A 20,050-nucleotide genomic window follows, 5' to 3' on the forward strand; every position below is an offset into this window, starting at 1 on the left:
CGACGAGGGGGGCCTTGCCGCAAGGCCCCCTGTGCGCTATACCTTGAGCATGGCAAGGAGAGATCGATTCTCCTTGCCTTTGTCGTTGTCCGGACCGTCGCGTGGGTGTCCGGACCGTCGCGCCCTCAGATCGTGAAGGGGCGCTGGTTCAGGAAGTCCGCGGCCGGGGTGCCGGTGAGGTGGAGGTTCGGGCTCTGGGTCGGCGGGAGCCGGCGCTGGATGGCCCGGTGGAAGGCGCGGTAGCCGCCCCTGAAGGCGCCCTCGTCCCAGACCTGCAGCAGGGCCTCGGTGAAGGCGCCGTTGGTGGCGCCGTCGGCGGCGACCTGATTGTCCTGACAGGCCGAGACGAGGAGCGCGTCGGGTTCCGTCCCGTCGGCGGGGGCGTCCTTCGCCAGGTTCCGCTGGAGCTCTTCGAGCCAGGCCCGGTCGCGCTCGTACAGCTGTCGCTGCCGGGGCTCCGGCAGGTACCGGCCCCTGGTCTGCGCCTGGGCGCCGCCGGGGAGTTCGATGCTGCTGCCGCTGTGGCAGCAGTCGAAGAGGGCGACGATCCGCACGTCGTCGGCGAAGGCGCGGAAGGCCTGGTGGACCTCGTCGTCGAGGAACTGACGGTCGTAGAGGACGAGGGTCTCGTCGAGTGCGTCGGGCTCGTCGTCGGAGCCGGTGACATCGGGCACCTGGCCGCCGTGGCCCGAGTAGGTGAAGAGCAGGACGTCGCCGGGGACGAGGCGGGCGGCGGCCCCCTGGAGTTCGGCGGTGACACGGTCGACCGTGCCGTCCTCGGTGAGGAGGGTCGTGGTCTCGAATCCGGCGGTACGGGCGATCCGCGCCATGTCGTGGGCGTCGTTCTCGCAGGCGATCAAGGTGCCGGCCCAGCCCTCGTACCGGGCGGGGTCGACCTGGTTCAGTCCGACGTGCAGGGAGATTCCGGTGGCCATGGGGTGCCTCCTCGTGCGGGGCGGAGGGATGGCGGGGCGGGGCGCCGGGGCGTCTGATCGAGTGGCCTGTGGTCCGGCGCCGAGCGCGACCCTCTCCACGCGGTACTTACATCGTATGAATCCTTCCGGTCCCCCGCTCCCCTCCGATCCGCCGCCCCCTCCCGCCCCGCCCGGCGCCGCCGGGACAGATGCCCGCCGTGCCACCCTCGCCGGCCGCGCCGGCTACGACGAGACCTTCCTCGGCCCCGTCGTACCGCTCGCGCTGCCGGTCCGGGAGTCGGTGGAGACGGTGATCCTGCCGTACACCCACTTCACGGTGGTGTTCCGGCCGGACCGCCGGCTCGCGGCCTCGACCGCGGTCTGCATCGAGGGGCGGGAGCTGGTGGAGGACATGCCCCGGGACGACGTGTGGGAGTTCGATCCCCGGTTGCCGGAGGAGCAGCAGGCAGGCGACGAGATCTACCGGAACAACAGCCTCGACCGGGGGCACCTGGTGCGCCGGCTCGATCCGGTCTGGGGCCCCGCGGCCGTGGCGTCCCTGGCCAATACGGACACCTTCCACTTCACCAACGCCGCTCCCCAGGCGGACGTCTTCAACCAGGGCAAACAGCTCTGGCAGGGCCTGGAGAACTACCTGCTCGACCATGCCGCCGAGTATGACCGGAAGCTGACGGTCCTGACGGGCCCGGTGCTCCAGGACTCCGACCCGCCGTACCGGGGAGTGCAGGTGCCGCTGCGGTTCTGGAAGGTCGCCGCGTTCATGCAGGACGGGGCGCTCGCCGCCGCCGCCTACGTCCTCGACCAGAGCCCCGACCTGAGCCGGGACGCCGAGCGGGCCCTGGCCGGGGCGAAGGCCGGTGCGCCGCCGCCGCTGGGCCCGTTCCGTACGTACCAGGTGCCCGTGTCCGACGTCGCCGAACTCACCGAGCTGGAGTTCGGGCCGCTGCCGGACGTGGACGTCATGCCGGTGTCCCGCGCCCCGGAGGAGCGCTGGCGGCGCCTGGAGTCGTACGAGGACATCGTGCTGCACCCCTGAGGCCGGTGCGGAGCAGCGATTGCGACCGTTCCCGGCCGGTGGAACGATGGGAGGGATCAGCCAGTTCGCCTGGCCTCGACCGGACACGGCCGGTCACGACTGATCTCGTCAGGTCCGGCGCCGGAGCGACCGGCGCTGCGCGAAGAGCGCCGGCAGGTGCGTATGCCGCTCACCGAGACGGAGTGGGGGCTCGTCGCCAGCTGGGTGCGGGACCACCTCCTCGACACCCCCCGACCCCTGGACCGGCTGCTGCGCGCGGGCCTGCCGGCCGACTTCGTGGAGGACCTGCCGCTCACCCCCGACCCCGGGCGGAACGCCCTGCTCGTGGTCTCCGCCGCCCGCCGGGACATCGCCCACCAGCGCCGGCTGCTCTCCGTGCTCGCCGGTCTCGACGCGCTGGCCGCCATCGACGACCCGCACGCCTTCGAACAGGGCGCCGAGGCGCGGAACCTGCTGACCCGGCTGCGGGAGGACGAGCGGCTGCGCCGTTCCCCCCGGGACCCCTTCCACAGCACGCTCCTCAAGCACGGCACGGAGGTGTTCCTGGACCGGGGCGAACTGCGCGAGACGCTCCGGGGTTTCCTGGCCGACCCGGAGCAGACGGTGCTCGTCGTCGACGGGCCCCCGGACAGCGGCCGCTCCTACACGTACGAGCTGATCCGCCACCTCGGCCAGCACTGCGACTTCCGTCCGGTCCGGGTCACCCTCTCCCGCACGACCACGGCGGCCCGCCTGATGGAGCGGCTGTCGGCCTTCGTGGCGGGCCCGGAGGCCGACCGCACACCGCTGGATCCCACGCGGCTGAACGATCCACTGCCCTCCCTCGAGGACGCCGCGCACCGGATCGTCGCCCGCGCGACCGCCGCCGAGGAGCGCTTCTGGCTGGTCCTCGACGACTGCGACCGGCTCGACCCGCATTCGGACGTGTGGGACTGCATCGGCGTCCTCGCGCGGGCGATCTACGAGCACACCCCGGTCCGCGCGGAGACCGTGCCCCGCCTCGTCCTGCTCGGTTACGCGTCGACGATGCGACAGCTGCCGTACGAGATCCGGAAGAACGAGTGCCGCGACACGACCCGTCTCGCCGACGAGAGCGATCTCCGGGCGTTCTTCGGGGAGTTCTTCGAGGACACCGCCCCCGAAGGGCAGCAGGACACCGTCAGCGAGCTCACCGAGACGGCCGTGGCCGAGGTGCTCCGGGCCGTCGAGTCCGCGGACTCCCCGGCCGGCGGCGACAGTTACATGCGCCGGCTGTGCACGGCCGTGGAGGATGTCGTACGGCTCCACCGGGCGCTCCCCCCGGCGTCTCCGCCGCCGGGCGAGGCCGGCCACGTCCTGCGCGACGCCCTGCGCACCAGCCTCGCCGCACCCGCCGCCACGCCGCCCGGTCTGCGCGCGGCCTACCGCGAGGCGGCCTGTCTGCTCCAGGAGTTCGACCCGGCGCGGCTACGGCTCCCCGGTGAGGAGCAGGCCACCGGGCGAGCCGTCCTGGAGCTCGTCGACGACTGCACCGCCCTGCCGGCACCCGGCGCCACCGTGTGGACGCTCAAGCCGGAGATCCGGGACGCGGCCCTGGCGGGCCTCGCGGGCCCCGGCGCCGCCCTGCGCGTCCTCCGCGCCAATCTCGGCCTGCGCCCCGGGCGGCCCGGCCCGGAACGCACGGCGCTCGCGCTGCTGACGGGCGCGGGACTGCCGCCGGCCGGGGCAGAGCCCACGGGGTCGGGGCCGGGTCGGCCCGCCAGGGACGAGGTCGAGGTGCTCTCGGACGCGCTCCAGGCCACGCTCTGGCTGAGCCGGGTCCCGGGCGTGACCGGGCTGCCCGACGTCGACGACGTGCAGCAGCGCCTGGAGCGGGCCCGGCTGCTCCAGCCCCTGCGCCGGCTGGTCCAGGGGACCTTCCACGGCCGCACCGCCGAACTCGACGCCCTGCACGCCTATCTGGCGCTGCCCGAGGAGCCGGCGGAGCCGCCCGTCCTCCTGCACGGCGTCGGCGGCATCGGCAAGAGCACCCTGCTCGCCAAGTTCGTCGTCGACGCGCTCGCCGCCGCGGGCCCCGCCGGATTCCCCTTCGCCTACATCGACTTCGCACGCCCGACGCTCTCCATCCACGAACCCGCCACCGTGATCGCAGAGATGGCCCGGCAGTTCGGCATCCACCATCCGTCCCACCGCACCGCCTTCGAGGAGCTCGCCGACGAGTGCGAGCGGACGGCGGCGCTCCAGCGCGGCGAACGCAACGAGCTCGACGAGCTCTACCAGCTGGCCGGCACCCGGGCGACGATCGGCCGCGACTACTCGTCCGACTTCCACGCCCGGGCCAGCGCCCGCGAACAGGAGCTCGCCCACCGGGCCGCGTCCCTGGTCGCCGAGGCCGTACGGCCGGCGCCGGGGGACCCGCCGCCGCCGCTGGTCGTGATCATCGACTCGTTCGAGGAGGCCCAGTACCGGGGCTCCCCCGTCATCGCCCGCATGTGGGCGGTCTGGACGGCCCTGCGCGCGGCCTACTCACGTCTCCGCTTCATCGTCTCCGGGCGCGCGCCGATCGACCATCCCGCCCGGGTCCTGACCCTGCGCACGATGGAGCTGACCGAACTGGACCACGAGGCCTCCGTGGACCTCCTGATCTCCTCCGGGGTGGCCGACGAGCCGCTCGCCGAGGACCTCGCCGACCGGATCGGCGGCCATCCGCTGAGCCTCAAGCTCGCGGCCCGGACGGCGGTCGCCCTGGGCGCCGACTCCCCCTCGCTCGGCGAGCTGCTGCGCGGACTGCCCTCCCGGCGCCGCTACTTCGACCGGCAGGTCGACCAGATGCTCATCCAGGGCACGCTGTACGACCGACTCCTCAAACACATCGCGGAGGACGACGTCCGGGCGCTCGTCCAGGCGGGTCTGGCCCTCCGCTTCATCACCCCCGACCTGATCCGGGAGGTCCTCGCGGAGCCGGCGGGGCTGCGCGTCGACAGCCCGGGAGAGGCCCGGCGGCTCTACGGGCTGCTCACCTCCCGGGTCGACCTCATGGAGTCGGCCGGACCGGGGGCCATCCGGCACCGGACCGATCTGCGGGCGATCATGCTGCGCCTCTCGGACAGCGCGCGGACCGATCTTATGCGCGCCGTGGACCGCAGGGCCGTCGCCTACTACGCGGTCCGCGAGGGGCCGAGGGAGCGTGCCGAGGAGATCTACCACCGGCTCCGGCTCGGCGAGAACCCCCGTACCGTGGAGGCCCGTTGGGAACCGGGGGTCGCGCCCTACCTGGGCGGGGCGACGCACCTGGAGATGGCGCACCGCGCGGCCGCCTTCCTCCTCGGCCGGATCGGCGGCCACGTGCCCGACCAGATCATGACCGAGGCCGACCAGGAGGACTGGGAGCGGATCGCGGCGCGCGAGGTCGAGGACCTGCTCACCCAGGGGTACGTGGAGGCCGCGGGACAGCGACTGTCCGAGCGGCGGCCGTGGACGCCGTGCAGCAGGCTGCATGTGCTGCTCGCCGAGACCCTCGCCCGGTCCGGGCGGACGGCGGAGGCCCGCGCGGGCGCCCAGCGCGCCGTGGACGGGGCGGAGGAGGCCGGCTGCGCGGAGACCCAGCTCGCCCTGCTCCAGCTGTCGGCCCGGCTCGCCCAGGACTCGGGCGACTTCGCGGAGGCCGACCGGGACCTCCAGGAGGCGGAGGAGATCGCCGCGGGCCTCGGACTGCGGTACGAGTCGCTGGGGGTCCTGGTCGCCCGGTCGCGTCTCGCGGCGCTCGCGGACGTCGACGTCGCCCCGGCGGAGGAGCGGCTCGCCCGGACGCTGCGCGGGATGCCGGACGCGGACCTGGCACGGCAGCCGTCCCTGGCCCGTACGGCGGCGGCCACGGCCTGCCGTGCGGACCCCCGGCTCCTGGAGCACACGCTGCGGCTCGTGGGCCTCCCTGCGGACGAGGAGGCGGTGGTGACCGAGCTGGCCCGCTGGATCGACACCACCCTCGCCGAGGAGCCGGGGCTCCGCGCGCCGCTGACCCGCATCCTGGAGTCCGCCGCCGGGTCCGGGGACGAGACGGGGCCCCGTCTCCTCGGCGAGGGCCGTCCGGACCTGGAGCGGATCGAGCGGAACCTGCGGGAGGCGCGGCGGCGCGGGACCCTGGACAGCGTGGCCCGGGAGGCGCTCACGCTCCGGGACGGCAGCGGGGCACTGCTGCTCGGGGTGGCCTCCGCGATGGACGCGGGGCCGGCCGGCCACGGAACCGCCCCCGCCGGCCAGGGCCCGGAGCAGGGGCCCCGGAGCGGCCTGTGGACCCGGCCGCCGCCGAACGCCGCGGGGGCCGCGCTCCGGAAGGTGCCGTTCCTGCCGCAGGAGGAACTGGTCCGGGTCCGCAACGCCGCCATGGAGGCGGGGCTCGCCGACAGGGCCCTGCGCCCCGCCCTGCTCAAGGGCATCCCCGGCTACTTCACGGCCACCCTGGAACCCCTGGACGACCCCAGGGAGCAGACCCACGCCGACCTGAACGCGATGAACCAGGTCGAGCGCCTCCTCGACGGGCTGGTGCCGCTGGAGATCTGGCTGCACAACGCGATCGAGCAGACCCACGAGCGGGGCCCGCGCGCGGTGCTCCAGGGCGCCCTGGACGCCGTGGCCCGCGCCATCACGGGCGAGGCGGAGCTCCCGGCGGAGATGATGCCCGGGGAGATGAAGGAGGAGATCGTCCTCCAGGACGACACCGTGCCGTACGAGTTCCTGCACGGTGGCATCCGGGCCGGGGCGTCCGTGGCGCTGCTGCGGATCCCGCCGTACGAGTCGGGGGCGCCGCTGCTGCCCTCGTACCCGCACGGCGGCACCGGCTGGATGATCGCCCCCGGTCTGCTGATCACCAACCACCATGTGGTGATGGCCCGTTCGTGGGAGTCGGGCGTCCGGCCGTACGTGAGCGACGAGGACCTGCGGCTCCAGGCCCGGATGTCTCGCTCCCGCTTCGACTTCGTGGAGAACGCGGCGGCCGCGGCGGAGGCGACGGCGGGGGAGCTGGCGGCGTGGGACGCGGCGCTCGACTACGCGATCGTGCGGCTCTCCACCGAGCAGCAGGAGCGGCCGACGCTCCGTGTGTCGACCCGGCCGCTGCTCGTCCGGGAGCGGCAGCGCGTCCCGGTCAACATCATCCAGCACCCCGGCGGGCTGCCCAAGCGGGTCGCGCTGCGCAACAACCTGGTCTACCGGGCGGACGAACACGACATCCTGTACTTCACGGACACCCGCGGCGGTTCCTCCGGCTCGCCGGTCTGTCTGGACGACTGGACGGTCGTGGGGCTGCACCGGGGGACGCGGAAGGTGGACGAGGTCGAGTTCCAGGGCGTCCGGACCCGGTTCGTGAACGTGGGCACCCAGATGAGCGGCATCCTGGCCCATCTCAGGGAGTTCAGGCCGGAGTTGTACGAGGAGATCATGGCGTCCCAGTCCGGGCGGCAGGCCCGGGGGGCGGCGAACGCGAAGCCGAGGTGAGCGACCATGCCGAACGGACCACGGAGCGTGTCGCCGGTGGCGACCGGTGCCGAGCGGATCTTCGGTGATCTGCGGGAGGTCGCCGCGCGGGTGCGCGCGGAACTCGAGGCGGAGATCGCCGAGTCCGCGCTCGAGCTTCCGGCCGGCGTGGCACCCGCGGCCGAGATCTCCCGCTTCGCCCGGGAGGAGCGGGCCCGCGTCCTGGAGGCCGGGGTCAGCGGCCTGGAGAAGCTGGCCGGCCACCGCGAGGACGAGCTCGACGGGGACGAGACCTTCGGTGTGGAGGCGATCGTCCTCCTGGAGGGCCGGCCCGCGATCCTGGTCCAGCGCCAGGACTTCGCCCCGCAGCGGGACGAGTGGGCGGTCCTGGAGCCGCAGCGGCCCGCGATCCGGGAGTCCCTCGCGCGGGTCGGCCGGGTCGAGGTCACCGGGCACCCCAGCCTGGACTGGATCGGCACGGCGTTCATGGTGGGCCCGCGCACGGTGATGACGAACCGTCATGTGGCGGCGGAGTTCAGCCGTCTCGAGGGCGAGCGCTGGGCGCTGGAGTTCGGCATGTCGGCCCGGGTCGACCCGGCGGAGGAGCTGCCCGTCGAGGGCGAGCCGCCCGGGCCCTCGGTGCCGTACGAGATCACGGACGTCATCGGCATCCACCCCGACATCGACATGGCCCTGCTGAAGGTCGAGCCCGCGACGGACGACGGCCTGCCGACGCCCCTGGCGGTGGCGGCGGACGCGCCGGCGAGTCTGCCGGGCCGCCCGGTGTACGTGATCGGCTATCCGGCCTGGGACGGGCGGCGCAACGAACCCGAGTCGATGCGCCGGATCTTCATGGACGTCTACAACGTGAAGCGGCTCCAGCCGGGCGCCACCACCGAGTTCACCCCGGGCGGCCTGGTGATGAAGCACGACTGCTCGACGCTCGGCGGCAACAGCGGCTCCCCGGTGTTCGACCTCACCGACCACCGGGTCCTCGGGCTGCACTTCGGGGGGCGGTACCGCACGGGCAACTTCGCCGTCCCGCTCTGGGAGCTGGTGGACGATCCCCTGCTCGCCAAGGCGGAGGTCAACTGGGTCTGATCCGCGGTTAGTCGGCGAGGGCGATGGCGTACGCGCCGCGCGCGGTGGTTCCGTCGGGGAGCTGCCACTCGGCCGTGACGCGGCCTCGGGCCGGTCCGCCGTCCGCGCCGGGGCGCAGGACGCGCCGCACCCGGAGCGTGAGCGGTGCGGCGGCGTCGGTCTCGCGTACCACCACGTCGGTGTGGTCGGGGCCTTCCACGACCCGTACCAGCTCCGCTTCGGTGCCGGCGGGCGTGAGGGTGGCGGAGACGGTGGGGTCGGGCGTGGCGTCGACCGACTGGTCCTGCGCCTCGGCCCGTCCGGCGAGCAGGGCGTACAACTGGGCGACGAGCACCGGGTCGTGGGCGCCGTCGTAGATCCAGCGGGTGCCGAGGACGCCGTGTTCGGAGGTGCCGATGAGGGCGTGCTCGGCGCCCTTCAGGGGTGCGCCCCGGTAGGTCAGCGGGACGAGGTAGGTGACCGAGTCCGGCCCGGCGCCGTCGGTGACCGCCATGAACTCGATGCCCACCTCACCGGCGGGGTCGTCGAGCCGGAAGCCCCCGGCCTTGGCGGGGCGCGGGCCGCCGTCCCCACCGGTGTACCAGGTGCGGGTGGGAAGCCACTCGGCGAGCAGCTCCAGTTTCGTGGGCTGCATCGTGGTGTGGTGGATGACGGCCATCGTGCGCATCTCCCTGTCGACCTGGGCTCGGAGAACAGCAAGGTTACCGACGGGCTCGGCCGTCGTGCGAGGGTGTCCCCGCGGATCTAGCCTGGAGGCGGAGTGTTGTCCCCGGCCGGCAGGAGGGCCGCCGTGAGGTACTCGCACACCCGGATCCGGCGCGTCTGCACGACCTTCGCGGCCCTGGGCGTCCTCGTCGCCCCGGTGGGCGCGGGTACGGCCCTGGCGGCCGAACCGTCCGGCCCCGCCGCCCTCGCCGCGGCGGCCCCCTCCCCCTCCCCCTCGGCGGACGCGGACTTCCCGGAGCTGACCCCGGCCGTCGCCGCCCGCCTGGACCGGGCGGTCCAGGACGTGATGAGGGAGACGGGCGTCCCGGGCGTCACGGTCGGGCTCTCGGCGCCCGGCAAGGGCACGTACATCCGCTCCTTCGGCGTCGCCGACAAGGCCACGGGACAGCCCATGAACCCCGGCCTCTCCATGCGGATCGGCAGCGAGACGAAGACGTTCACCGTGACCGCCCTGCTCGAACTGGTCGACCAGGGCAAGGTGAGCATGGACGACCCGATCTCGAAGTACGTCGACGGCGTGCCGAACGGCGAGGAGATCACTCTGCGCAACCTCGCGTCCATGCGCAGCGGGCTGTTCAACTACTCGGCGGACGAAGGCTTCTACCAGGCGTTCACGTCGAATCCCGACCGTCCCTTCACCCCGCGGGAGCTGCTCGCCTACTCCTTCAAGCATCCGGTCCAGTTCCGGCCTGGCGCCGAGTTCGACTACTGCAACACGAACCTGATCCTGCTCGGACTCGTGGTGGAGAAGGTCAGCGGGACGCCGCTGAACGAGTTCCTCCAGAAGAACGTCATCGAGCCGGCGGGTCTGCGCCACACGGTCTTCCCCACGGACGCCGCGTTCCCCAGCCCGCACGCCCACGGCTACACCGAGCAGACCGCCTCGGGAAAGCCGGCGGACGCCACCGACTGGAACCCGTCCTGGGCCTGGGCCGCCGGCGCGATGATCTCCGACCTCCAGGACCTGCGCACCTGGGCCCGGGTGGTCGCGACGGGCACCCTGCTGACCCCGGAGACCCAGGCCGAGCGGCTCAGGACGTATCCGACGGGCATCCCCGGCGCCGGCTACGGCCTCGGCATCTTCGACGTCCAGGGGTGGATCGGCCACAACGGCTCCCTGCCGGGGTACGAATCGCTCACCATCTACCTGCCGGAGGGCGAGGCGACCCTGGTCGTCGTCCTCAACACGGACGTTCTGCACGACGGCAACGAACCCAGCACGCTCTTCGGCCAGGCCGTCACCCGCGTCGTGACCCCGGACCACGTCTTCGACATCCCGGTGACGCAGTCCAGGCCGAGTCCCAGCGGGAGCTGACGCGCCCGCCCGCCCGACAAGGAAGCAGCAATGACCTCTGGACCCGAGCCCATCAGCGCCGTCGCCCGCGAGGACCTCGAGCGCGAGCTCGCCGAACTGCGCACCGAGCGCGAGGCCGTCGCCGTCACCCTGCGGGGCGGCGGTGGTGACGAGGTCGGCGACCGGGCCGACCAGGCCGACGAGTTGCAGCGCGCCGACGACCTCGACCGCCTCGACTCCCGGATCGACGAGATCGAGGGGCGGCTCCAGGAAGGGGCCGCCGCGGGCGCCCCGTCCGGTGACACGGTCGGTGTGGGCAGCAGCGTGACCGTGCGGTTCTCGGACGGCGACGAGGCGAGTGTCCGGATCGGCGAGCTCGCGAACGCTCTCGACGCGAGCCTGGTCACCGCCGACAGCCCGCTCGGCCGGGCCCTGCTCGGCCATCGCGCCGGCGACACCGTCACGTACGAGACACCCGAGGGCCGGGCGACCGCGGTCGTCGTCTCGCTCGGCTGACCGGCGCCGCGCGGGAGGCGCGCGTCAGCCCGTGACGATCCCGGTGACGAGGTTGATGGTGGTGGCCAGGATGCTCGCCCCGAAGACGTACGACAGCAGACAGTGCCGCAGGACGATCGACCGGACCGTGGGGCTGGAGACGTTCGTGTCGGAGACCTGATAGGTCATGCCCAGGTTGAAGCTGAAGTAGAGGAAGTCGCTGTACTTCGGAGGGGCCGGGGAGTTGAAGTCGATCCCGCCGCCCGGTGTCAGGGCGTAGTAGAGGTACGCGTACCGGGTGGCGTACATGAGGTGGAGCGCCGCCCAGGCCATGAAGACGCCGCAGAGCGCCGTCGCGGCGGCGGCGTGACTCAGGTCGGTGCGGCCGACCAGGAGCAGGACGACGATGCCGATGAGCCCGCCCAGGGAGGTCGCGACGACGACGAACTCCTCGACGACGGGCCGGAACTCCTCGCGGCGGACGTTCCGGTGGGTCGTGGTGGCGTCCATGGGCCACAGGACGAGCCAGCCGGTGACGACGAAGAGGGTCTCGGCCCCGGCGATGCCGGCGAGGACGCCCAGCGGCGTGTGGGTCAGGGCGGCGACGACCGCGCCGACCGCCGCGCCGGCGAGCGCCGACACGGCGAGCCGGGGCACGGCGCCGGACAGCCGCCGGTCCACGGCTCAGGGTTCCAGGACGACGACGGCCTCGTCCGTGTAGGCCAGGAAGGTCAGGGTCTCCTGGAGGTACAGCGCCACGCTGCTCGCGTCGTGCGAGGTGTAGCCGATCGCCACGTCCTGTCCGATGCGCAGTTCGAAGTCGCCGCCCCGGGTGGAGAGGACGAAACCGCCGTCGAGGGCGGGCGCCCAGATCGGGGAGCCGTCGAGCATCCGGGCGAGGTGGGCCGCGACCGGGTAACCGTGGTCGGACGTCTCGCTGACCGCGAGGTACTGGTCGGCGCCGAGCAGCAGCGCGTACGGCCCGTCGACGCCGGCGAGCCGCAGGGAGGTGAGGGCCCTGCTGACCGCGTCGGGATAGTCGCGCGGTTCGGTCGGCAGCCGCAGCACCGGGTTCGAGCTCCGGCCACGCAGCCCGTCGACACCCGCCGCCCCGTACCCCTCGAAGACCATGCGGTCCTCGATGAACGCGAGGGAACGGGCCGCGTCCTTGACGGGCTGCCAGTCGGAGTCCTTCGAGCCGCGCTCGACGTCGTCCACGGCGGCCCGGTCGACGGTGAACGGAACGCGGAGTTCGACGAGGGGCCGCGCCTGGCGCAGCCGCGCCGTCACCCCGGGCGCGGGCGCCGCGAGGTCGGAGAGGTGGCCGGTGCCGACGGCGGAGAACTCCGGGCCTGCCGGATCGGGGACGTCGACGACGCGGCGGCCCGCGACGTTGCGGCGGAAGGTGCGGCGGGCCTCCTCCTCGATCTCGGCCCACGCGGCCGCCGTGATCGGGGCGAGCTCGCGGTGGAGGTTGCTGGTGGACTCGGGGCTCGTCATGGGGCTCAGGCTCCTTTCAGGCTGCCGATGCCCAGGGACTCCCCGGGAGCTGCGGCGGCCGCGGGGGCGGGGAGGTCGTCGAGCAGGTCGGCGCTCGGCACGAAGAAGAGGCCGCCGGTCACGGCCCGGGAGAAGTCGAGGATGCGGTCCGTGGTGCCCGGGGGATCCCCGAGGAACATGTTGCGGAGCATCCGCTCGGTCACGGCGGGCGTCCGCGCGTAGCCGATGAAGTAGGTGCCGAACTCGCCGGTGCCGACCTGGCCGAACGGCATGTTGGCGCGGAAGATCTGCTGCTGGACGCCGTTCTCGTCGGTGATGGTGTTCAGGGTGACGTGCGAGTCGGCGGGCTTGGCGTCGTCGGACAGTTCGATGTTGGAGCCCTTGGCGCGCCCGATGACGTGCTCCTGCTGCTCGACGGTGAGGGTGTCCCAGGCCGCCATGTCGTGCACGTACTTCTGGACGATCACATAGCTGCCGCCGCGGAAGTCCGGGTCCTCGTCGCCGATGTGGACCGCGTCGGCGGCCGTCGTCCCCTCGGGGTTCTCGCTGCCGTCGACGAAGCCGAGCAGGTCGCGGTCGTCGAAGTACGCGAAGCCGTGGACCTCGTCGACGACGGTCACCGCGGCGCCGAGGGCGGCCACGATGTGTCGGGCCAGTTCGAAGCAGAGGTCCAGGCGCCGGGCCCGCAGATGGAAGAGCAGGTCGCCGGGGGTGGCCGGCGCGCGGTGACGGGGACCTCGCAGGGCCGGGAAGGGGTGCAGCTCGCGGGGGCGGGGACCGCCGACGAGCCGGTCCCACCCCTCGGAGCCGATGCCGGCGACGCAGGTGAGGTACGAGTCGGGGGCGCGGAACGCCACCGAACGGGTCAGCCCCGTGATGTCCCGGAGCGCCTCCCGGACCGCGGTCTCGCCGCCCGGGTTGACGGTGGCCACCAGGAAGACGGCAGCCTGCGAGGGCGGGGCGACGACGGGCTGGGGTACGACCATGGCGCTCCCACGAGAGATCATCGAATGCGGATAGTAAGGGCAGAATGAGACAAAAAGGACAGCGCCAGCCTAGGTGCGCGGGATCCGGTACGCAGCCCGGCGGGGGTCCTGCTTGTGCGCGGTGGCCGGTCAGGCCACCGCGGCGCCGCTCCCCACGTCCTCGTGCTTGCGGACCGTGCAGCGCAGTGAGTCGTCCACGACGTCCGCGACGATCGTGTCGCCGGGGTCGGCCTCGCCGCCGAGCAGCAGGGAGGCGAGGCGGTTGTCGAGTTCCGTCTGGATCGTGCGGCGCAGCGGCCGGGCGCCGAACGCCGGCTGGTAGCCGTGGGCGACGAGCAGCTTCTTCGCCGCCTCGGTGACCTCCAGGGTCATGCCCTGGGCGTGCACCCGGTGCTTGCTCCGGTCGAGGAGGTGGTCGACGATCTCCGACAGGTCCCCCTCGGTGAGGCTGTGGAAGACGATGATGTCGTCGATGCGGTTGAGGAACTCAGGCAGGAAGCGCCCCCGCAGGTCCTCCATCAGCTCGTCCTTCAGCTCGGCCGCGTCGCCCTCGTGGGCGAGGATGCGGTGGGCGCCGATGTTGGACGTCATGATGACGACGCAGTGCCGGAAGTCGACCGTGCGGCCCTGCCCGTCCGTGAGGCGCCCGTCGTCGAGGATCTGGAGCAGCGTGTTGAAGACGTCCGGGTGCCCCTTCTCGATCTCGTCGAAGAGGACGACGCTGTACGGGTGGCGCCGGACCTTCTCGGTGAGCTGGCCGGCCTCCTCGTAACCGACGTATCCGGGAGGCGCGCCGACGAGCCGGGCGACGGTGTGCTTCTCCTGGAACTCGCTCATGTCGAACCGGATCATGCGGTCCTCGGAGCCGAACAGCAGCTCGGCGAGGGTCTTGGCGAGTTCGGTCTTGCCGACGCCCGTGGGTCCGAGGAAGAGGAAGGAGCCCACGGGCCGGTTCGGGTCGCCCATGCCCGCCCGGTTGCGGCGCACGGCCTCGGAGACCGCGGTGACCGCCTCGTCCTGGCCGACGATCCGGGCGTGCATCTCCTCCTCCAGCTTCAGGAGCTTCTCCTTCTCGCTGGCGGTGAGCTGTGAGACGGGGATGCCGGTACGGCGGGAGACGATGTCGGCGATGTCGGAGGCCGTGACCGAGACGACGCCCTCGCGGCGCTCCTCGATCCCGGCCAGCTCACCCTCGACCTCGGCGATCTGCCGCTTCAGCTCGGAGGCCTTCTCGAACTCCTCGCCGGCGACGGCCTGGTCCTTCTCGCGACGCAGCCTGGCGAGCTTGTCCTCGCGGCTGACGACCTCGGTGGAGCGGCCGCCGCTGCGGAGCCGTACCCTCGCACCGGCCTGGTCCATGAGGTCGATGGCCTTGTCGGGCAGGAAGCGGTCGCTGATGTAGCGGTCGGAGAGTTCCGCCGCCGCCGTGAGGGCGCCGTCGGCGAAACGGACCTGGTGGTGGGCCTCGTACGCGTCGCGGAGTCCTTCGAGGATCTGCACGGTCTCCTCGACGGTCGGTTCCGGGATCAGGACGGGTTGGAAGCGGCGCTCGAGGGCGGCGTCCTTCTCGATGTGCCTGCGGTACTCGTCGATGGTGGTCGCACCCACCACGTGCAGTTCGCCGCGCGCGAGGGCGGGTTTGAGCATGTTGCCGGCGTCCATCGAGCCCTCGCCGGTGGCGCCCGCGCCGACGACGGTGTGCAGTTCGTCGATGAAGAGGATGATGTCGCCGCCGGCCTCCTGGACGTCCTCGATGACCTTCTTGAGGCGTTCCTCGAACTGTCCCCGGTACTGCGCTCCGGCGACCATGCCGGACAGGTCGAGGGAGACGACCCGCTTGCCCTTCAGGGTGTCGGGGACCTCGTCCGCGACGATGCGCTGGGCGAGACCCTCCACGATGGCGGTCTTGCCGACGCCGGGCTCGCCGATGAGGACGGGGTTGTTCTTGGAGCGGCGGGAGAGGATCTCGATCGTCTGCTCGATCTCCTCGGCCCGGCCGACCACGGGATCGAGCCTGCCCGCCCTGGCCTCCTCGGTCAGGTCCCGGCCGTACTCGTCGAGGGTCGTGGCCGGCTCCTTCGCGGCGGCGGATGCGCCCCGCGGCTCCGGGCGGGCCGTCTGGTCGGTGAGGCCGCGCAGCTTCTTCACGTCCAGGTCCTCGGCCCGCAGGAAGCGGGAGGCGCCGGAGTCGGCGTCGCCGAGGAGGGCGCTAAGGATGTGCTCGGGGCCGATGTACGAGACGCCGGCCGCCTGCGAGTAGGCGTGGGCGGTGGCGAGGGTCCGCTTGGCCGCCGGGGTGAGTCCGGGCTCAGCGGACGGCTCGGCGGACTCCTGGGGAAGCACCTCGGCGAGTTGCTCGGCGAGCTTGTCGGGGTTCACGCCGCCCTGCGAGAGCAGCCGGCGACCCGGCTCGACCTGGGTCGCCGCCCACAGGAGGTGTTCCGTGTCGAGGTCGGAGCTGCCGTCCTCCACGGCCTTGCGCGCGGCCGTGTTCAGCAGTTCGTGGGAGGACTCGGTCAGCAGCCGCCCGATGGGCACGCGCTGGACCGCCGGGGGCGAGGAGGCCGGCGACATGCCGAAGAAGCGGTCGAACAGGTCGCTGAACGGATCCGACGAACCGAAGGGTGAACCGAACGCCATCGACATGGCAGCTCCTGAAAGCGCGAAAAGGGTCGCCCTCACTCAAACCCGGCACCAGCCGCTCCGCAATCGGAGCAGAACCGGCGCCGCACCTGACAGGCCGCTCCCGAACCGGGGCCCGCGCCGCCGGCGCGGAGGGGCCCGACGCGCCCGCTGCGGACGCAGGGCCCCAAGCGCACCGGCGCCCGACACGCCTGCCCGACGCGCCCGACGCCGTACGCCCCCGTCGCGCCTGCCCCAGACACCCACCCCGTACGGCAGCCCCGTAGGGCCCCCCGCACGGCAGCCCGACACGCCCGCCCCGTACGAGCGCCCGAAATGCCCGGATCGCGGCCTCGCCCGCCGACGATGGCCCCATGACCTCCGCGAACGACCCGATCCCCCCGGACGACCCGAGCGACCCGCACGACCCGAACGCCCCGAACGCCCCGGCGCCCGGCCCCCAGGTCCGTGCCACCACGCTCGTACGCCACCCCAGGCTGTGGCTCGTCCCGACCCTCCTGTGCGCCCTGGTCTCGCTGCTGCTGTCGCTCCTCTACATGGGCGGCATCCTCAGCCCGAGCGACCACCTGGACCGGCTGCCCATCGCCCTGGTGGACGGGGACGAGGGTCGTCCGCTGCCGGGACAGCGGGAGAACCTGGGGAAGCAGATCACCGACGCGATCGTCTCGACCGGCGCCTCCAAGGCCACCGTCGACTGGCGCCGCCTCGACCGCGCGGCGGCCCAGGACGCGATGTCCTCGGGCAAGGTCTTCGGCGCCCTGGTCGTCCCTGCGGACTTCACCGCGTCCGTCGCGGCCCTCACCACGGACCGGGCGACGGCCCGCCCGACCCTCACCGTGCTCACCAATCCCGGCCTCGGCAGCCTGGGATCGTCACTGGCGTCCCAGATCAACCAGAACGCGGCACACCAGGCGTCTCTGACCATCGGCAAGCAGCTCTCGGCCACCACCGCCGTACCGACCACCCGTGCGCTCCTGGCCGACCCCGTCGCGGTCACCACCCGCGTCGGCCATCCGATCGGCCGGCACAGCGGTCTGGGTCTGACCGCCTTCTACTACACGCTGCTGCTCGTCCTGGGCGGCTTCATCGGCGGGAACCTCGTCAACAGCGGCGTCGACACCGCCCTCGGCTACACCGACAGCGAAATCGGACCGTGGCACACCCGCCGCCCTACCGTCCCCATCAGCCGCACCCAGACGCTCGTCCTGAAGATGCTGATGACCGCCGGGATCTCGCTCCTGACCACCACGCTGGTCATGGTCGCCACCATCACGATTCTGGACATGGACGCCGCCCATCTGCCGATGCTGTGGCTCTTCTCCTACTGCGCGACCGTCGCCGTCGGCCTGGGCGTCCAGGCCATCAACGCCGCCTTCGGCGGCATCGGCCAGCTCGTGTCCATGTTCGTCTTCATCGCGCTCGCCCTCCCCTCCTCCGGAGCGACCGTCCCCCTGGAGGCGACCCCCGGGTTCTACCGCTTCCTGGGCGTCTTCGAGCCGATGCACCAGCTCAGCTCGGGCATCCGGTCCATCCTGTACTTCGACGCCCGAGGCGACGCGGGCCTCGCCCGCGGCTGGATCATGATCGCGGTCGGCGTGGTGGCGGCCCTGGCGTTCGGCTTCGCCATGACCCACTACTACGACCGCAGGGGGCTGCGCCGTCTCACGCCGCAGCCCGAGTGAGTCCCGGAGACAGCCGGAGGCGGGATCGAATGTCTCCGGTACGGCCTCCGGCAAGCGGGGTGCCCCGGCCTACTCGTCCTCGTCCCACGGCGGTTCGAACTCGTCCGGGTCGAACGGCGGCTCCTCGTCGTACGCCGGCGGGACGTCCGGCTCCGGCTTCCGCACCGGCTCCGCCTTCCGCTCCGGCGGCGCGGCGGCCGGAGCGGCGGGCACGGATGCGACGTCCCCGTCCCCGGCCGCCGTGCCCGCCCCGGTGCCACCGGACTGGGCAAGGGTGTCGAGGACGCCCTCGGCGTACTTGGTGAGCTTGGCCTCTCCGACGCCGCCGATGGTGCCGAGCTCCTCGACGGTGGCGGGCAGGCGCGTCGCGATCTCGCGGAGGGTCGCGTCGTGGAAGACGACATACGCCGGCACGCCCTGCTCGCGCGCCGTCGCGGCCCGCCAGGCCCGGAGGGCCTCGAAGACGGGCACGGCGGCCGCGGGCAGATCGACCGGGACGCGCGGGCCCTTGCCGGAGCGGGCCCCGGACTCCTTGCGGGTGGGAGCGGCGGCCGCCTTCTCCTTCCGCATCGGGACCTTGCGGCGCCCGCCGAGCACCTCGCCGCTCTCCTCCGTGAGCACCAGCGTCCCGTAGTCGCCCTCCACGGCGAGCAGCCGCTGCGCGAGGAGCTGGCGGACGACCCCGCGCCACTCGGCGGTGCCCAGTTCCGCACCGACGCCGAACACCGAGAGCTGGTCGTGGTCGAACTGGATGACCTTGGCCGTCCGCTTGCCCTGGAGGATGTCGATGATCTGGCCGGCGCCGAACTTCTGGCGCCGTTCCTTGGCCAGCCGCCACACCGTGGACAGCAGTTTCTGCGCGGCGACGGTGCCGTCCCAGGACTCGGCCGGCGTCAGGCAGGTGTCGCAGTTGCCGCACGGCTTGCCGGACTGCCCGAAGTACTCCAGGAGGCGCACGCGGCGGCAGTCGACCGTCTCGCAGAGGGCGAGCATGGCGTCCAGGTGCATGGCCAGGGAGCGGCGGTGCGTCTCGTCGCCCTCGGAGCCGTCGATGAGCTTGCGCTGCTGGACGACGTCCTGGAGGCCGTACGCCAGCCAGGCGGTGGCCGGCTCGCCGTCGCGGCCCGCGCGGCCGGTCTCCTGGTAGTAGCCCTCGACCGACTTGGGCAGGTCGAGGTGGGCCACGAAACGGACGTCGGGCTTGTCGATGCCCATGCCGAAGGCGATGGTCGCCACCACGACGACGCCGTCCTCCCGCAGGAAGCGGGACTGGTTCGCCGCCCGCGTGCGGGCGTCCATGCCGGCGTGGTACGGGACGGCGTCGATGCCCTGCTCCACGAGGAGGGCCGCCGTCTTCTCCACCGAGGCGCGGGAGAGGCAGTAGACGACGCCCGCGTCCCCGTCGTGCTCGGTCCTGATCAGCTCGAGGAGCTGCTTGACCGGGTTGTTCTTCGGGACGATGCGGTACTGGATGTTCGGCCGGTCGAAGCCCGCGACGAAGTGCCGGGCGTCCTCGAGGGCCAGCCGCTTCGCGATCTCGGCGTGGGTGGCCTCGGTGGCCGTCGCCGTCAGCGCGATGCGCGGCACCTTCGGCCACCGCTCGTGCAGCATGGAGAGGGCGAGGTAGTCGGGCCGGAAGTCGTGACCCCACTGGGCGACGCAGTGCGCCTCGTCGATCGCGAAGAGCGACACCGTGCCCCGGTCGAGCAGACGCTGGGTTCCCTCGGTGCGGAGCCGCTCGGGGGCCAGGTAGAGCAGGTCCAGCTCGTCCGCGAGGAACGCCTGCTCGACGGCCTGCCGCTCGTACGGATCCTGCGTCGAGTTCAGGAAGCCGGCCCGCACCCCCAGCGCCCTGAGGGCGTCCACCTGGTCCTGCATCAGGGCGATGAGGGGCGAGATCACGACGCCCGTTCCCGCTCTGACCAGGGCCGGGATCTGGTAGCAGAGCGATTTCCCGCCGCCCGTCGGCATCAGGACGAGCGCGTCGCCGCCGCCGACGACCTGCTCGATGATCTCCTGCTGCTCCCCGCGGAAGGAGCTGTAGCCGAAGACGCGGTGGAGGACCCGAGCGGCGTCGGAGACCTCGGCGGCGGCGTCGGGAGCGGCAGGAGCGTCAGCAATGTCAGGGGCGTCGGAAAGGGCCATTCGTGAAGCGTAGCCGTCCGCGCCGACACTCCGGCCCGCCCCTGATCAACCTGTGG

At 72.7% G+C, this 20,050-nt stretch carries 13 protein-coding genes; 6 read left to right on the top strand and 7 right to left on the bottom strand.

The window, feature by feature from the left end; all coding sequences use genetic code 11:
• Positions 1–125: 125 nt before the first annotated feature.
• Positions 126–935 carry a caspase family protein gene (locus ACZ51I_RS09070; RefSeq protein WP_468872979.1) on the bottom strand — a complete coding sequence of 270 codons (810 nt, stop codon included), beginning with the start codon at positions 933–935 and terminating at the stop codon, positions 126–128.
• Positions 936–1,050: 115 nt separating this feature from the next.
• On the opposite strand from ACZ51I_RS09070, the gene ACZ51I_RS09075 reads away from it, so the two are divergent.
• The 3 genes from ACZ51I_RS09075 to ACZ51I_RS09085 all read left to right on the top strand — a co-directional run bounded on the left by ACZ51I_RS09075 (position 1,051) and on the right by ACZ51I_RS09085 (position 8,523).
• Positions 1,051–1,971: a DNA/RNA non-specific endonuclease gene (locus ACZ51I_RS09075; RefSeq protein WP_468872981.1), complete on the top strand. Its 921-nt coding sequence runs from the start codon at positions 1,051–1,053 to the stop codon at positions 1,969–1,971.
• 162 nt (positions 1,972–2,133) lie between these two features.
• Positions 2,134–7,443: a trypsin-like peptidase domain-containing protein gene (locus tag ACZ51I_RS09080; protein WP_468872983.1), complete on the top strand. Its 5,310-nt coding sequence runs from the start codon at positions 2,134–2,136 to the stop codon at positions 7,441–7,443.
• A 6-nt stretch (positions 7,444–7,449) separates the two neighbouring features.
• On the top strand, positions 7,450–8,523 hold the full coding sequence (locus ACZ51I_RS09085; protein ID WP_468872986.1) for a trypsin-like serine peptidase: 1,074 nt from the start codon (positions 7,450–7,452) through the stop codon (positions 8,521–8,523).
• A 7-nt stretch (positions 8,524–8,530) separates the two neighbouring features.
• On the opposite strand, the gene ACZ51I_RS09090 is transcribed toward ACZ51I_RS09085, so the two are convergent.
• The gene (locus ACZ51I_RS09090) at positions 8,531–9,181 is read right to left on the bottom strand and encodes a maltokinase N-terminal cap-like domain-containing protein (RefSeq protein WP_468872988.1); all 651 of its coding nucleotides are present in this window, start codon (positions 9,179–9,181) and stop codon (positions 8,531–8,533) included.
• 132 nt (positions 9,182–9,313) lie between these two features.
• On the opposite strand from ACZ51I_RS09090, the gene ACZ51I_RS09095 reads away from it, so the two are divergent.
• Complete coding sequence (locus ACZ51I_RS09095; protein WP_468872991.1) at positions 9,314–10,564, top strand: serine hydrolase domain-containing protein; 1,251 nt, start codon at positions 9,314–9,316, stop codon at positions 10,562–10,564.
• A gap of 30 nt (positions 10,565–10,594) precedes the next feature.
• Positions 10,595–11,059 carry a GreA/GreB family elongation factor gene (locus ACZ51I_RS09100; protein ID WP_468872993.1) on the top strand — a complete coding sequence of 155 codons (465 nt, stop codon included), beginning with the start codon at positions 10,595–10,597 and terminating at the stop codon, positions 11,057–11,059.
• Positions 11,060–11,083: 24 nt separating this feature from the next.
• Here the strand turns inward: ACZ51I_RS09100 and ACZ51I_RS09105 are convergent, their stop codons facing one another.
• The 4 genes from ACZ51I_RS09105 to ACZ51I_RS09120 all read right to left on the bottom strand — a co-directional run bounded on the left by ACZ51I_RS09105 (position 11,084) and on the right by ACZ51I_RS09120 (position 16,170).
• Positions 11,084–11,719, bottom strand: coding sequence for a DUF1345 domain-containing protein (locus ACZ51I_RS09105; RefSeq protein ID WP_468872995.1), 636 nt, complete (start codon positions 11,717–11,719; stop codon positions 11,084–11,086).
• Between the two features lie 3 nt (positions 11,720–11,722).
• On the bottom strand, positions 11,723–12,538 hold the full coding sequence (locus ACZ51I_RS09110) for a family 1 encapsulin nanocompartment shell protein (protein WP_468872998.1): 816 nt from the start codon (positions 12,536–12,538) through the stop codon (positions 11,723–11,725).
• A 5-nt stretch (positions 12,539–12,543) separates the two neighbouring features.
• Positions 12,544–13,524 (bottom strand): Dyp-type peroxidase, encoded by a 981-nt coding sequence (locus ACZ51I_RS09115; RefSeq protein ID WP_468873811.1) that lies wholly within the window; start codon positions 13,522–13,524, stop codon positions 12,544–12,546.
• Positions 13,525–13,653: 129 nt separating this feature from the next.
• Positions 13,654–16,170 carry an ATP-dependent Clp protease ATP-binding subunit gene (locus tag ACZ51I_RS09120; RefSeq protein ID WP_468873001.1) on the bottom strand — a complete coding sequence of 839 codons (2,517 nt, stop codon included), beginning with the start codon at positions 16,168–16,170 and terminating at the stop codon, positions 13,654–13,656.
• Positions 16,171–16,520: 350 nt separating this feature from the next.
• On the opposite strand from ACZ51I_RS09120, the gene ACZ51I_RS09125 reads away from it, so the two are divergent.
• Positions 16,521–17,849, top strand: coding sequence for a YhgE/Pip domain-containing protein (locus tag ACZ51I_RS09125; RefSeq protein ID WP_468873003.1), 1,329 nt, complete (start codon positions 16,521–16,523; stop codon positions 17,847–17,849).
• 69 nt (positions 17,850–17,918) lie between these two features.
• Here the strand turns inward: ACZ51I_RS09125 and recQ are convergent, their stop codons facing one another.
• Complete coding sequence (gene recQ / locus ACZ51I_RS09130) at positions 17,919–19,994, bottom strand: DNA helicase RecQ (RefSeq protein ID WP_468873006.1); 2,076 nt, start codon at positions 19,992–19,994, stop codon at positions 17,919–17,921.
• Positions 19,995–20,050: the final 56 nt, after the last annotated feature.

This window comes from Streptomyces sp. NPDC034084 (genome assembly GCF_055575535.1).